Below are 14,319 nucleotides of genomic sequence, written 5' to 3'. Positions count from 1 at the left end.
CATCGCCGCAGTTCGAGACCAGTCGTGCGCGTGACGCCCGGCGGCGGGCGGGTGGACGGCTAGGACGGATGGGTGGCCCGTGCCAGGCCCGCGGTGCGCGGTTTGCGCACCCACACGGCCAGCGGCCACAGCACCGCGGCGAAACTCATGATGGCGAGCACGGCCGCCACCGGGCGGCTGAAGAACGGCAGCAGGCTGCCATCGGACTTGATCAGCGACGTCACGAAGTTCTGTTCGACCATCGTGCCCATGACGGCGCCCAGCACCAGGGCCGCCACGGGGTAGCCGTTCCTGTCCATGAAGTAGCCCACGAGCCCGAAGGTGGCGACGGTGAACACCAGCGCGAGGTTGTTGCCGGTGGCAAAGGAGCCGACGGCGCACAGCAGCACGATCAGCGGCATGATGAGCGAGCGGGGCACGTACAGCACGTAACGGGCCGAGCGGATCATCATGATGCCCAGCGGGATCATGATGATGTTGGACAGCATAAAGACGATGTACAGGGCGTACATGCTCGACGCCTTTTCCGTGAACAGCGTCGGCCCGGGGTTCAGGCCCTTCATGTAGAGAACGCCGATGGCGATGGCCGTGATGGTGTCCCCTGGGATGCCGAACAGCAGGGACGGCACCCATCCGGAGGCCAGGCTGGCGTTGTTGCTGGCGCCGGCTTCGATCAGCCCTTCGGGGTGGCCGGTGCCGAACTTCTCCGGCGTCTTGGAGAAGCGCTTGGACATGGCATAGCTGATCCAGGCCGCCATGTCGGCGCCGGCACCGGGCAGCACGCCGATGATGATGCCGACAATGTTGCCGCGGATCTGCTGCTTGGGATGTGACTTGGTCAGCGCCCATTGGCCCGCGAGGATGCTGCCGAACTTGCGCGGAGGCAGCACGGGCACGTCCTGCGCCTTGTAGGCCCGCATCACCTCGGAGACGGCGAACACCCCCACCAGCACCGGGATGATCTCGATGCCGCCCAGGAGCTCGGCCACGCCGAAAGTGAAGCGCGGCGTGCCGGCCGGGTTCTCGTTCCCCACGCAGGTGATGAGCAGGCCCAGGAACATGGCCGCAATCGCCTTGATGGGCGACGAGCGTGCCACCATCGTGGCGCACATCAGCCCGAGCAGCGCGAGCCAGAAATACTCGAAGGTGGAGAACTGGAAGGCCATCTCGGCCAGGGCCGGCGCCATCGCGATCAGCGAGATCGTGCCGATGATGCCGCCGATGGCCGAGAACCACAGGCAGATGCCCAGGGCCAGCTCGGGCTGCCCCTTCATGGTCATCGCGAAGGCCTCGTCGGTGTACGCGGCCGAAGCCGGCGTGCCGGGAATGCGCAGCAGGCAGCCCGGGATGTCGCCCGAGAAGATGGCCATCGCCGAGGCGGCGATGATGGCCGAGACGGCCGCGATCGGCGACATGTAGAACGTCACCGGAACCAGCAGGGCCGTTGCCATCGTGGCCGAGAGGCCGGGCAGGGCGCCCACGATCAGGCCGTAGATGGAGGCGCATAGGATGGTCAGCAGCACGTCGGTCTGCATGACCATGGAAAAGCCCTGGAGCAGTTGGTTCACATCACTCTCCAGTGTCGATTCTCAAGCCCACGGGAATTTCAGCAGCCCGGGGGGAAGTGGCACGCGCAACAGCTTGTAGAAGACCAGGTGCACGAGCGCCGGCGCGCAGATGGCCAGCGCCACGGCGTGTTTCCACTTCGCGCCCTGGCTGCGCGCCAGCGCGAAGATCATCAGCAGCGCGGTGATCCAGAACCCCAACCGCTCTGAAGCGAAGTAATAGAAGAAGAGCGCCGCCGGTGGAACCAGCACCTTCCAGCCGCCACCCAGGAAGGTTTCGATGCGCCCCCGCGGCGGTTCGATCGCGTCGCCGTCGGCCACGTCGCCCGTTGCCGACGTGACGATCTTTTCCTCTTCCTCGAAGGTGCGTCCGACGCCCAGGATGATCAGCACGCCGCACAGCACCAGTGCAGTGCCGATGACCATCGGAAACACGTTGGGGCCGACCTGTTGGCCGGGCACCGGCGGCAGCTTGGAGCCGCCCCAGGCCGCGGCGATACCCAGGCCGACGAGGATCCCCCCGGTGACCCGGTCGGAGACCTTCATGCGCTGCCGGGATGCGACGTGCCCGCGCGGAGCTGCCGCACCTTCAGGTCACCAGGCCGGCGGATTTCATGGCGGCGCCCATGGCGGCATCGGAGGTGGCCATGAAGCTGGTGAAACCGGCCGGGTCGGCCCACTTGACGCCGAAGCCGCGGTTGGCCATGAAGTCGCGGAACTCCTTGGAGTCGTTGGCCTTCTTCAGCGACGCGACCAGCTTGGCCGAGATGTCGGCCGGCAGGCCCTTGGGGCCCGCGATACCGCGCCAGGCGCCGACGGAGTAGTCCACGCCCATCGCCTCCTTGAGCGTCGGCACGCTCGCGAAGGCGGGGTTGCGCTCGTTGGCCATGATGGCCAGCGACTTGGCCTTGCCGGCCTCGACCAGCGCACGCGACTCGGGCAGCGAGCAGGTGACGAGATCGAGCCCGTTGGCTGCCAGGTCCTGCATCGCCGGACCGGCGCCGTTGGACGGTACCCAGGCCACGTGGTTCGGCTTGAGGCCCATGGCCTGCAGCCAGCCGACGAGGGCCAGGTGCCAGATGCCGCCCTGGCCCGTGCCCGAAGCCTTGAATTTGCCCACCGGCGAGGCCTTGATCGCATCGGCCAGCGCCTTGACGTTCTGGTACGGCGCCGCTGCGTTGACGGTAATCCCCGGCGGGTCTTCGTTCATCAGGGCCAGCGGCGTGTAGCTGGTCGGGCTCAGGTCGGTGAGCTTTTGCCAGTGCATCATCGCGATCTCGACGGTCAGCATGCCCAGCGTGTAGCCGTCGGCGGGCGCCGTGGCGATCGCGGAGTGGCCGACGACGCCCGAGCCCCCGGTGCGGTTCACCACGTTGAAGGGCTGGCCCAGGTCCTTTTCCAGCAGGCTGGCGATGATGCGCACCGTGGCATCGGTTCCGCCGCCCGCGCCCCAGGGGCAGATCACGGTGACCGGCCGGTTGGGCCACGCGCCCTGGGCGCGCGCAAGTCCGGGAACCACGGCGGCGGCGCCCAGGGCGCTTGCCGCAGTCAGGATGTGTCGACGGTTGGGCCGCAGCTTGGATTCGAGCATGGAAGTCTCCTCTACTGTCGGTGACGCGTTCAGGAACGCGGCCATTGTAGGAAGTCCGGCCGACGGCAAGAGGATGGTTAACCCTCTCCTGGAAAGCTCTCGGGTTCTGCCAGCAGCATGAAAAAAGGCGCCCCGCGGGGCGCCTTCCTGAAAGCCCGGAATCCCCGCCGCAGCGGGGATGACGAGGTCAGAGCGTGTCGATGAACGAGCGCAGCTTGTCCGACCGCGACGGGTGCTTGAGCTTGCGCAGGGCCTTGGCCTCGATCTGGCGGATGCGCTCGCGGGTCACGTCGAACTGCTTGCCGACTTCCTCGAGCGTGTGGTCGGTGCTCATCTCGATGCCGAAGCGCATGCGCAGCACCTTGGCCTCGCGCGGGGTGAGCGAGTCGAGGATGTCCTTGACCACGTCGCGCAGGCCGGCCTGCATGGCCGCCTCGATCGGCGCGGTGTTGTTGGTGTCCTCGATGAAATCGCCCAGGTGGCTGTCGTCGTCGTCCCCGATCGGCGTTTCCATGGAGATCGGTTCCTTGGCGATCTTCATGATCTTGCGGATCTTGTCCTCGGGGATCTCCATCTTGGCGGCCAGGATGCTGGCGTCCGGCTCGAAGCCGAACTCCTGCAGGTGCTGCCGCGAGATGCGATTCATCTTGTTGATGGTCTCGATCATGTGCACCGGGATGCGGATCGTGCGGGCCTGGTCGGCGATGGACCGGGTGATGGCCTGGCGGATCCACCACGTCGCATAGGTCGAGAACTTGTAGCCGCGGCGGTATTCGAACTTGTCGACCGCCTTCATCAGGCCGATGTTGCCTTCCTGGATCAGGTCGAGGAACTGCAGGCCGCGGTTGGTGTACTTCTTGGCGATGGAGATCACCAGGCGCAGGTTGGCCTCGATCATCTCCTTCTTGGCGTCGCGCGACGAGGCCTCGCCCTCGTTCATGCGCTTGTTGATCTCCTTGAGTTCGGGCAGCGGCACCACCACGCGCGACTGCAGGTCGGTCAGCTTCTGCTGCAGTTCCTGGATCGGCGGGATGTTGCGGGCGATCACGATGCTCCAGGGCTTGCCGGCGGCGGCCTGCTTCTCCACCCACTTCAGGTTCAGCAGGTTGGGCGGGAACTCCTTGATGAAGATTTCCTGGGGCATGCCGCACTTGTCGACGATGATGCGGCGCAGTTCGCGCTCCTTCTTGCGCACATCGTCGACCTGGCCGCGCACCATGTCGCACAGCTTCTCGATGGTCTTGGCCGTGAAGCGGATGGTCATCAGCTCCTCGGACAGGGACTTCTGGGCCTTGTGGTACGACGGCGTGCCGTAGCCTTCCTTGTCGTAGACCTTGTGCACCTTCTCGAACAGGCCGGCGATGCGCTCGAAACGCTCGAGGGCCTGCGACTTCAGTTCCTCGAGCTTCTTGGTGAGCGCCTTGGAGCCGCCGTTGCCGTCGTCGTCGTCATCGGCGTCGAACTCGTCGAAGTCTTCCTCGGCCACGTAGTCGTCGGCCTCGTTCGGGTTGGAGAACCCGTCGACGATGGTGGAGATGACGACCTTGCCCTCGCGGATCTCGGCGGCCAGCCGCAGGATCTCGGCGATGGTGGCCGGCGAGGCGGAGATGGCTTCCATCATCGACTGCAGGCCGCCCTCGATGCGCTTGGCGATCTCGATCTCGCCCTCGCGCGTGAGCAGTTCCACCGTGCCCATCTCGCGCATGTACATGCGCACCGGGTCGGTGGTGCGGCCGAACTCGCTGTCGACGGTGGACAGGGCGGCCTCGGCTTCCTCTTCCGCTTCCTCTTCGGTGGCGGCGGTGGGGCCGGTGTTGGTGAGCAGCAGCGTCTCGGCGTCGGGCGTCTGCTCGTACACCGCCACGCCCATGTCGTTGAGCATCGAGACCACGACTTCCAGGGTCTCGGCGTCGACCAGCTTCTCGGGCAGGTGGTCGGTGATCTCGGCGTGGGTGAGGTAGCCGCGGGTCTTGCCCAGCTTGATCAGCGTCTTCAGGCGCTGGCGCCGCTTGGTCATCTCCTCTTCGGTGAGGACCGTCTCGTCCAGGCCGAATTCCTTCATCAAGGCCCGTTCCTTGGCCTTGCTGATCTTCATGCGCAGAGGCTTGACCTTCTCGGTCGTCACCGCGGTTTCCGCGGCCGGTTCCTCGGCGAATTCCGCCTCGATGTCCGTCAGGTCGTCGTCGTCTTCCGGCTTCTCGGTGCCGGCCTTGGGCTTGCGCCCGCGCTTGGCGCCGGTGGTCTTGGCCGGGGCGCTGGTTTCGGCGGCGGCGGCCTTGGGCGGGCGGCCGGGCTTCTTCTTGGCGGGCTCTTCGGTGGCGACGGCCTTCAGGGTCTTCTTCGACTCGTCCTTGGCGGTGGCCTTGTCGGCCTTGGCAACGGGGGAGGGCTTGGTACTGCTGGGCACGGGCTTGGCTTTCGTGGCTGACTTGCTGCTGTTCGTGGCGGCAGGCACGCTGGAGGTCGGGACGACCTTCAGCGGCGCCTTGGCGGGCGGCGAGGCGGGTTTGACTGGTTTTTTCGCGCTGGGTTTCGCTGGTTTGGCGAGCTTCGCGGACTTCGATGCAGGCATGGACAACCTCGATGCAAGAACGTCAGAAACTGGATGCGCCAACCAACAACCCGGCGCGGGCGAGAGGCCAGGCCGCCCGCGGAGCGGGCAGCGTTGACCTTCATGGGCAAGATGGGTGGGCGAACATTTGGGGTGCAGTCCTTGCGGTAATGTGGCTCGGTCGTGCGCTGTTGCGCTGCACTGTTGGCCGGCCCGGAGGTGCTGCTGTCGCTCTTGCCGCTGACAACCCTACATTATACCGTCGGGTCTCGAATTCAAGGGCGTGCAATGGTTCAAAGTGTCGCCTCCAGCCCACGCCGTCGGGCATGCAGGGCGCGGTAGCGCTCGAGGTCGTTGGCCTCGATGGCAGCGGTTTCCTCTGCCTTGAGGCGCTCGACGAGCATGCGGTCCAGCAGGTCACGGAGTTCGGCGGCGGCGTCGGAAGCGGCTGTTGTCGAGGCCACCCCGTCCGTCATCAGCCGGTCCGCCAGCTCGGCCACGGGATGGCCTTGCACCGCCTCGTGAAGCTGGCCCCACGGTAGCGGGCCGTGCTCGTGCACCTGGCTGTCGAGCCAGGCGAACAAGGGACCGTGGGGGGCGGACAGCCCGCACAGCAGGGCATGGTCCTCGTTGGTCAGCTGGTCCCAGGCCTGGGCCTGGCCCAGCAGCAGCCGGGCCGCATGGTCGGCCCGGCTCACCGGGGCCTGGCGGCCCGCCACGCGGCGCGGCGGCTGCGGGCTCTCCGGGCGGCGCGGTCGGGCGGTCCCGGCCGGGCGCCGCCGCTCGGGCGCACGGCCCGACCACAGGCCGTCCAGGTCGGCCACGTCCAGCTGGACGGCTTCGGCGATCTCGCCGAGCAGTTGTCGCTTCAGTGCGCCATCGGGCAGGAGCTGCCACAGCGGCTTGGCATTAGCGGCCAGGTGCGCGCGCCCCTCGGCCGTGCCGACATCACAGCCTTCGCGCGCCGCCTCGATCAGGAAGCGCGACAGCGGCGTGGCCTCGCCGACGCACCTGGCAAACGCCTCGGCCCCGAACTCGCGGATGTAGCTGTCCGGGTCGTGCTCGGCCGGCAGGAACAGGAACTTGATGCTGCGGACGTCGGTGGCATAGGGCAGGGCGCCGTCCAGGGCCTTGCGGGCTGCCCGACGGCCGGCGTTATCGCCGTCGAAGCTGAACACCACGCTGTCGGTGAAGCGGAACAGCTTGTGCACGTGCTCCGGCGTGCAGGCCGTCCCCAGGGTGGCCACGGCATTCGGGAATCCGAGCTGGGCCAGCGCGACCACGTCCATGTAGCCCTCGGTCACCAGCACGTAGCCGGCCTCGCGCAGATGGTTGCGCGCCTCGAACAGGCCGTACAGCTCGCGTCCCTTGCTGAACACCGGCGTCTCGGGGGAGTTCAGGTACTTGGGCTTCTCGTCGCCCAGCACCCGGCCGCCGAACCCGATGCACTCGCCCTTGACGTTGCGAATCGGGAACATCACGCGATCGCGGAAGCGGTCGTAGCGCTTGGCCTGGCCCTGGCCGCTACCGTCGTCCTCGCCGACGATGACCAGCCCGCTTTCGGCCAGCAGCGGGTCGTCGTAGTTCGGAAAGACGCTCGCCAGGCTGCGCCAGCCCTCGGGCGCATAGCCGAGGCCGAAGGCCTTGGCCACCTCGCCGGACACCCCGCGCCGCTTGAAGTAGTCGACGGCGCGCGGCGAGCTGCGCAGGTGCTTGCGATAGGCCGCGCCAGCCTTCTCCAGCACGTCGGACAGGGTGGCCTGCTTCTCGCGCTCCCGGGCGGCCCGCTCGCGCTCCTCCGGGGAACGGTCTTCCTCGGGCACCTGCATGCCGTACTGGCCGGCGAGGTCCTTGACCGCCTCGACGAAGTTCATGCCGGCGTGTTCCATCAGGAACGAGATCGCATTGCCGTTCTTGCCGCAGCCGAAGCAGTGGTAGAACTGCTTGGTCGGGCTGACGGTGAAGGAGGGACTCTTCTCCGAATGGAAGGGACACAGGCCGGAGAAGTTGGCGCCCGTCTTCTTCAGCGGCACCGTGCGGCCGACGATCTCCACCACGTCGGCACGCGCCAGCAACTCCTGGATGAACGACTGGGGAATGGCCATCTGCTCGGTATTCTTACCTAGAGCGCCAATGTCGCGAGCGGCCTTACCCTAGCCGGCCCCCTGGCGCACGAAGGAGACACACGCATGGCCAGCATTTTCGAGCAGGACCTTCCGCGCAACCCTGCCAACTTCGCTCCCATCACGCCGCTCGCGTTCCTGGAGCGCACCGCCGAGATCTACCCCGACCGCCTCGCCGTCGTGCACGGCCCGCTGCGGCGCACCTGGGGCGAAGTGGAGTCGCGCTGCCGCCGCCTGGCCAGCGCGCTGGAGCGCCGCGGCATCGGCAAGGGCGACACCGTGGCGGTGATGCTGCCGAACACGCCGCCCATGGTGGAGGCGCATTTCGGCATCCCGATGGCAGGCGCGGTGCTCAATGCACTGAACACGCGACTCGATGCCGACAGCATCGCCTTCATGCTGGACCACGGCGAGGCCAAGGCCGTCATCGTCGACCCCGAGTTCTCGGCCGTGATGCAGCAGGCCCTCGCCCGCCGGCAGGGGAAGGAGCCGCTGCTGGTCATCGACGTCGAGGACGAGCTGTACACGGGCGCGACGCAGCAGCAGGGCGAGGTCACGTACGAAGCCTTCCTGGCCGAAGGCGACCCCCGCCACCCCTGGCAACTGCCTGCCGACGAGTGGGATGCCATCGCGCTGAACTACACCAGCGGCACCACCGGAAATCCCAAGGGCGTGGTCTACCACCACCGCGGCGCGGCCACCAACGCCGTGTCGAACATCCTCGAATGGGACATGCCCAAGCATGCGGTCTACCTGTGGACCCTGCCCATGTTCCACTGCAACGGCTGGTGCTTCCCCTGGACCGTGGCGGCGCGCGCCGGCGTCAACGTGTGCCTGCGGCGGGTGGAAGCCCGGGCGATCATCGAGGCCATCAAGGAACACGGCGTCACGCACTACTGCGGCGCGCCGATCGTGCACGGCATGCTGGTCAACGCGCCCGACGAGCTCAGGCAGGGGCTGCCGCGCGGGGTCAAGGCCATGGTGGCCGGGGCGGCCCCGCCGGCATCGATGATCGAGGGCATGGAGCGGCTGGGGTTCGACCTGACCCACGTGTACGGGCTGACCGAGGTCTACGGGCCGGCGACGGTCTGTCCCAAGCACGAGGCCTGGGACCGGCTCGACATCGGCGAGCGGGCCCGCCTGAATGCCCGGCAGGGCGTGCGCTACCACCTGCAGCAGGGCGCTCGCGTGATGGACCCCGAAACGATGCAGCCGGTCCCGTGGGACGGCGAGACCATGGGCGAGATCATGTTCCGCGGCAACATCACCATGAAGGGCTACCTGAAGAACGCCAAGGCCACGCAGGAAGCCTTCGCCGGCGGCTGGTTCCACACCGGCGACCTGGCCGTGCAGTTCCCCGACGGCTACATCAAGATCAAGGACCGCAGCAAGGACATCATCATTTCCGGCGGCGAGAACATCTCGTCGATCGAAGTCGAGGACGTCCTGTATCGCCACCCGGATGTGCTGGCCGCCGCCGTGGTGGCGCGGCCCGACCCGAAGTGGGGCGAGACACCCTGCGCCTTCGTCGAGCTGAAACCAGGCGCGCAGACCACGCCACAGGACATCGTGGCGCATTGCCGCAAGCACCTGGCGGGATTCAAGGTCCCCAGGGCGGTGGTGTTCGGCGAACTGCCGAAGACCTCGACGGGCAAGATCCAGAAGTTCGAATTGCGCAAGCAGGCCGGCTCGGCCCAGGCCATTGACGTTTGAAGTCGCGCCGGCGCATCCGCCGGTAACAGCGGGCCCCATGCTGCGGTCGGGCGCCGGATACTGCCCGGCATGCGCATCCTCAGCCCGGCCGCTGCCCACGTGATCGCCCATCCCGGCGCGTTCGTGCGCCGGGTGCTGGCCGGATTCGCCGGCAACCAGGGCCTGCTGCTGGCGGGTGCGGTGGCCTACTACGCGCTACTGTCGGTCGTGCCGCTGCTCATCCTGCTGGTGATCGCCCTGTCGCACGTCATCGACCAGGCCGAACTGCTCGACACCCTGAGCCGCTACCTGGAGTGGCTGCTGCCGGGCCAGTCGCAGGCGGTCATCCAGGAACTGGGCTCCTTCGTCGCCCACCGCCAGGTCGTGGGCTGGGTCTTGCTGGGCACCATGCTGTTCTTCAGCTCGCTGGCTTTCACGGTGCTGGAGAAGGCCATGTCGGTCATCTTCCTGCACCGCTTCGTGGTCCGGCGCCGCCATTTCCTGGTCTCCGCCCTCATGCCGTACTGCTACGTGCTCTGCCTGGGCGTGGGGCTGCTCGTGATGACGCTGGTCGCCGGCCGGCTGGAGACCCTGAGCGACGAGAGCATCCGGCTGGGGTCGCGCGAGTGGTCGCTCGGCGGCCTGTCCGGGGCATTGCTCTACCTGCTCGGGCTGGGGGGCGAGATCGTCCTGCTCACCTCGCTTTACATCGTGATGCCGGTGGGCCGGCTCACCTGGCGCCACGCGCTGCCCGGCGGAGTGACCGCGGCGCTGCTGTGGGAGGTGGCACGCCACGTCCTGGTCTGGTATTTCGGCACGCTCTCCCAGGTGAGCGTCGTCTATGGGTCGTTGACGACCGCCATCGTGGTGCTGCTCAGCCTCGAGATCGGTGCCACCTTGCTGCTGCTGGGGGCGCAGGTGATCTCCGAGTTCGAGCGGATCGACCGCCAGGAGGCGGCTAGCGATCGATGACGCGCGAGAGGAAGTCGGCCGCGCGCGCGGAGGCGGGCCGGTCGAAGAACTCGGCCGGGGGGGCGTCCTCCAGGATCTGGCCCTCGTCCATGAACAGCACCCGGTCGGCCATCGCCCGTGCGAAGGCCATCTCGTGCGTGACGCACAGCAGGGTCATGCCCTGGGCCGCCAGTTCGCCGATGACGTCCAGCACCTCCTTGACCATCTCGGGGTCGAGGGCGGAAGTGGGTTCGTCGAACAGCATCACGCGCGGCTGCAGGCACAACGCACGCGCGATCGCCACCCGTTGCTGTTGGCCGCCCGAGAGCTGCAGCGGGTACTTGACGGCCTGTTCCGCGATGCGCACGCGTTCGAGCTGCGCCATCGCCCGCTCGGCGGCCTCCACCTTCGACAGCCCGCCGACCCAGGTCGGCGCCAGCGTCAGGTTTTCCAGCACCGTCAGGTGCGGGAACAGGTTGAACTGCTGGAACACCATGCCGACCTGGCGCCGGACGGCCGCCAGGGCCTTGGCGCCGTCGCCGAGCCGGATGCCCGACACGGTGAGTTCGCCTTCCTGGAACGGCTCCAGGCCGTTGATGCAGCGGATCAGCGTCGACTTGCCGGAGCCCGAGGGACCGCAGACGACGACGCGCTCGCCCGGCTGGACGGACAGGTCGATGTCCCGCAGGACATGCAGGCCGCTGTCGAACCACTTGTTGACCCGCTGGAAGCGGATCATCGGCTGCGCACTGGCATTCATCGCGCGCGGCTCCTGGCGAGCCGGACCTCGAGGCGCCGGCTCGCACTCGACATGGCGAAGCAGAACGCGAAGTAGACCGCCGCGATGAACAGGTAGGCCTCGATCTTGAAGGGCCGCCAGACGGGATCCGAGCCGAGGGCGAGGGCGAGCGATCCCGTGAGCTCGTAGAGGGAGACGATGGTCACCAGCGAAGTGTCCTTGAACAGCGACAGGCAGTTGTTCACGAGCGCCGGCACGACCGCCCCCAGCGCCTGGGGCAGGACGATCTTGCGCTGCGCCTGCCACCAGCCCAGGCCCAGGCTGGCCGCGGCCTCGGACTGGGTGCGGGGGATGGACTGCAGCCCGCCGCGGACCACTTCGGCCATGTAGGCGGCCGCGAACAGCGCCAGACCCGCGACCACCCGCACCAGCACGTCGGGCGAACGGCCGGGCGACAGCAGCAGGGGCAGCATGAAGGAGGCCATGAACAGCACGGAGATGAGCGGCACCCCGCGCACGAGCTCGATGAAGCCGGCGCACAGGGTCCGTACCGCCGGCAGCGTGCTGCGCCGGCCCAGGGCCAGCAGGACGGCGATCGGAAAGGCCAGGAGCAGTGCGGCGGCGGTGAGGAACACCGTGAGCGGCAGACCGCCCCAGAGGTCGGTGGGGACGCGCGGCAGGCCCGCGCCACCACCCATCAGCACGATGAACACCGCGAGGCCGGCCGGCCATGCCAGGAGCAGCCAGGGGCGGCGGGTGGTGCCGGACATGGTCGCCACCACGCCGGCCAGCAGCACCAGGGTGGCCGTGACCGGTCGCCAGGTCGCGTCGGCTGGATAGCGACCGAGCAGCACCAGCCGGCCTTTCTCCGCGACCACGCCCCAGCACGCCCCGATGCCGCGCGCAGCCTGGCAGCTGTCCGCATCGGCGGACCACACGGCGTGCAGCACGGCCCACTCGACCAGCCGGGCACCCCCCCAGGCGAGCAACGACAGCAGCAACACCGACAGGGCGGACTGGAGCGGGGTGGCGAACAACCCGCGCTGCCATCGCTGCCAGGCACCGCCCGCGACGGCGGGCGCGGCACGTGCCGGGACGGGGGACAGCGTAGCCACCGGCTAGCGCTCCCGCAGGGCCGCCCGGCGGTTCACCGCGCCCATCATCCAGGCGGTGGCCAGCGACAGCACGAGGTACACGGCCATGATGATCGCGATGCACTCCACCGCGCGACCGGACTGGTTCAGGGACGTGTTCGCGACGGAGACCAGGTCGGGGTAGCCCACGGCCACGGCGAGCGAGGAGTTCTTGGTGAGATTCAGGTACTGGTTGGTCAGGGGCGGAACAATCAGGCGCAGTGCCTGGGGCAGGACCACCAGCCGCAGCTTCTGCGCCGGCAGCAGCCCGAGGGCCTCGGCGGCTTCGACCTGGCCTTCCGGCACGGCCAGGATGCCGGCGCGCACGACTTCGGCCACGTACGCGGAGGTGTACACGGTCAGGCCCAGCACCACGGCCAGGTATTCGGGCGACAGCGCTGATGCGAATTCGTCGCCGAATTCCAGCCCGTTCTTGCTCAGGCGCGCGACCGTGCCCAGGGTCCACGCTTCGTCGACGGAAGGCAGGTACTCCGTCAGCAGCAGGTACCACGTGAGCAATTGCAGCAGCAGGGGCACGTTGCGGGCCACCTCCACCCAGGCCCGACACAGGCCCCTGAGCGGCGCATTGGGGGCCAACCGGCCGACGCCGAGCGCGACGCCGATCAGGGTGCAGGCGACGATGGCCGGGATGGCCGCGCGCAGGGTGTTGACGATGCCGGCCAGGAAGGCCTGCCAGTAGGGACTGGAGGGCTGGTAGGGCAGCCAGCCCTCGCCGATGTCGAACCCGGCCGGATCGCCCAGGAAGCCGAAGCCGCTGCGGATCCCCCGCTCGCGCATGTGGGCCAGGGTGACATGCGCCAGCACGGCAACGGCCGCGACCACCACCACGACCAGCAACGCCTGGTAGACCCAGGCGCGCCAGCGGCCGGGCTGCGCGGCGCGCCGGGGCGCCGGCCGGGCCGCGACCGGCATCAGCGCACGGGCGGGGCGTACATCAGGCCGCCCTTGTTCCACAGGTTGTTGCTGCCGCGCGGCAGGGCAAGTGCGCTCTTGGGACCCACGTTGCGTTCGAAGATCTCGCCGTAATTGCCGGTCGCCTTGACGGCGCGGGCCAGCCAGTCCTTGTCGAGGCCGAGCAGCTTGCCGGTGTCCTCCGTCGTGCCGAGCAGGCGCCCGACCGCCGGGTCCTTGCTGTCACGCGCCAGGGCATCGACCGTGCCCTGGGTGATGCCGTATTCCTCGGCCTCGATCAGGCCGTAGAGGACCCACTTGGCGATGGCGAAGAACTCGTCGTCGCCGCGGCGCACCGCCGGCCCCAGCGGTTCCTTGGAGATGAGCTCGGGCAGGATCACGTGGTCGGCCGGGCTCTTGGCTTCCTTGTTGCGCACCGACGCGAGGCCGGACGCATCGGTCGTGTACGCCTGGCAGCGGCCGGAAAAGTAGGCGGCGTTGGCGGCGTCGAACTTCTCGAACACCACCGGCTTCAGGTTGAGGTTGTTGGCGCGCGAGAAGTCGCTCAGGTTCTTCTCCGTGGTGGTGCCGGACTGGACGCACACCGTCGCGTTCTTGAGCTGCTTGGCGCTCTTGACTTTGCCTTTGGCCGGCACCATGAAGCCCTGGCCGTCGTAGTAGGCGATGCCGACGAAATTGAGCCCGAGCGAGGCGTCGCGCGTCAGGGTCCAGGTGGTGTTGCGCGACAGGATGTCCACTTCGCCCGACTGCAGGGCGGCGAAGCGCTGCTGCGAGACCAGCGGCACGAATTTCACCTTGGCGCCGTCCCCGAGCACGCTGGCAGCGATGGCGCGGCAGATGTCGACGTCGAGTCCGGACCACTGGCCGTTGCTGTCGGCCTGCGAAAAGCCGGCGACACCGCTGCTGACGCCGCAGACGAGCTGTCCCCTCTGCTTGATGCCGTCGAGCGTCCTGCCTGCCCAGGCGCCCTGCGAGGCCAGCACGCAGGCCAGGGCCGCCATCCATTTGTACGGGTTTCTTGTCATTGGGGTCCTCCGGAAC

At 68.1% G+C, this 14,319-nt stretch carries 12 protein-coding genes; 3 read left to right on the top strand and 9 right to left on the bottom strand.

Features of this window, described 5'->3' with window-relative positions:
* Window positions 1-59: 59 nt before the first annotated feature.
* The 4 genes from GON04_RS02935 to rpoD all read right to left on the bottom strand — a co-directional run bounded on the left by GON04_RS02935 (window position 60) and on the right by rpoD (window position 5,611).
* Entirely contained in the window at window positions 60-1,568 is a 1,509-nt protein-coding gene (locus GON04_RS02935) for a tripartite tricarboxylate transporter permease (RefSeq protein ID WP_338050879.1), read from the bottom strand.
* A 21-nt stretch (window positions 1,569-1,589) separates the two neighbouring features.
* Window positions 1,590-2,111 (bottom strand): tripartite tricarboxylate transporter TctB family protein, encoded by a 522-nt coding sequence (locus tag GON04_RS02930; RefSeq protein WP_157396496.1) that lies wholly within the window; start codon window positions 2,109-2,111, stop codon window positions 1,590-1,592.
* Between the two features lie 43 nt (window positions 2,112-2,154).
* Window positions 2,155-3,156: a tripartite tricarboxylate transporter substrate binding protein gene (locus GON04_RS02925; protein WP_157396495.1), complete on the bottom strand. Its 1,002-nt coding sequence runs from the start codon at window positions 3,154-3,156 to the stop codon at window positions 2,155-2,157.
* A 187-nt stretch (window positions 3,157-3,343) separates the two neighbouring features.
* Window positions 3,344-5,611, bottom strand: coding sequence for an RNA polymerase sigma factor RpoD (gene rpoD / locus GON04_RS02920; RefSeq protein WP_338050878.1), 2,268 nt, complete (start codon window positions 5,609-5,611; stop codon window positions 3,344-3,346).
* Between rpoD and GON04_RS26690 the strand changes: the two genes are divergently transcribed.
* Window positions 5,586-5,825, top strand: a complete 240-nt coding sequence (locus GON04_RS26690; RefSeq protein WP_232533110.1) for a hypothetical protein — start codon at window positions 5,586-5,588, stop codon at window positions 5,823-5,825. The genes rpoD and GON04_RS26690 overlap by 26 nt on opposite strands.
* 175 nt (window positions 5,826-6,000) lie before the next feature.
* Here the strand turns inward: GON04_RS26690 and dnaG are convergent, their stop codons facing one another.
* Window positions 6,001-7,812, bottom strand: a complete 1,812-nt coding sequence (gene dnaG, locus GON04_RS02915; protein WP_157396493.1) for a DNA primase — start codon at window positions 7,810-7,812, stop codon at window positions 6,001-6,003.
* An 84-nt stretch (window positions 7,813-7,896) separates the two neighbouring features.
* Between dnaG and GON04_RS02910 the strand changes: the two genes are divergently transcribed.
* Together GON04_RS02910 and GON04_RS02905 are read left to right on the top strand one after the other, a co-directional pair.
* Window positions 7,897-9,543 carry an acyl-CoA synthetase gene (locus GON04_RS02910; RefSeq protein ID WP_157396492.1) on the top strand — a complete coding sequence of 549 codons (1,647 nt, stop codon included), beginning with the start codon at window positions 7,897-7,899 and terminating at the stop codon, window positions 9,541-9,543.
* Between the two features lie 69 nt (window positions 9,544-9,612).
* A complete protein-coding gene (locus GON04_RS02905) occupies window positions 9,613-10,494 on the top strand; it encodes a YihY/virulence factor BrkB family protein (RefSeq protein ID WP_157396491.1) in 882 nt (293 codons plus the stop codon).
* Here the strand turns inward: GON04_RS02905 and GON04_RS02900 are convergent.
* The 4 genes from GON04_RS02900 to GON04_RS02885 are packed head-to-tail and all read right to left on the bottom strand — an operon-like array spanning window position 10,481 to window position 14,303.
* Window positions 10,481-11,233 (bottom strand): amino acid ABC transporter ATP-binding protein, encoded by a 753-nt coding sequence (locus GON04_RS02900; protein WP_157396490.1) that lies wholly within the window; start codon window positions 11,231-11,233, stop codon window positions 10,481-10,483. The two genes, GON04_RS02905 and GON04_RS02900, sit on opposite strands and share 14 nt — an antisense overlap.
* Entirely contained in the window at window positions 11,230-12,318 is a 1,089-nt protein-coding gene (locus GON04_RS02895; protein WP_157398315.1) for an amino acid ABC transporter permease, read from the bottom strand. Before GON04_RS02895 ends, GON04_RS02900 begins: the two co-directional genes overlap by 4 nt.
* A 12-nt stretch (window positions 12,319-12,330) precedes the next feature.
* Window positions 12,331-13,278, bottom strand: coding sequence for an ABC transporter permease subunit (locus tag GON04_RS02890; RefSeq protein ID WP_157396489.1), 948 nt, complete (start codon window positions 13,276-13,278; stop codon window positions 12,331-12,333).
* Window positions 13,278-14,303 (bottom strand): amino acid ABC transporter substrate-binding protein, encoded by a 1,026-nt coding sequence (locus GON04_RS02885; protein WP_157396488.1) that lies wholly within the window; start codon window positions 14,301-14,303, stop codon window positions 13,278-13,280. Before GON04_RS02885 ends, GON04_RS02890 begins: the two co-directional genes overlap by 1 nt.
* Window positions 14,304-14,319: the final 16 nt, after the last annotated feature.

It is taken from the genome of Ramlibacter pinisoli (assembly GCF_009758015.1).
GTDB classification, from domain to species: domain Bacteria; phylum Pseudomonadota; class Gammaproteobacteria; order Burkholderiales; family Burkholderiaceae_C; genus Ramlibacter; species Ramlibacter pinisoli.
This window is presented reverse-complemented; position numbering and strand designations above follow the sequence as displayed.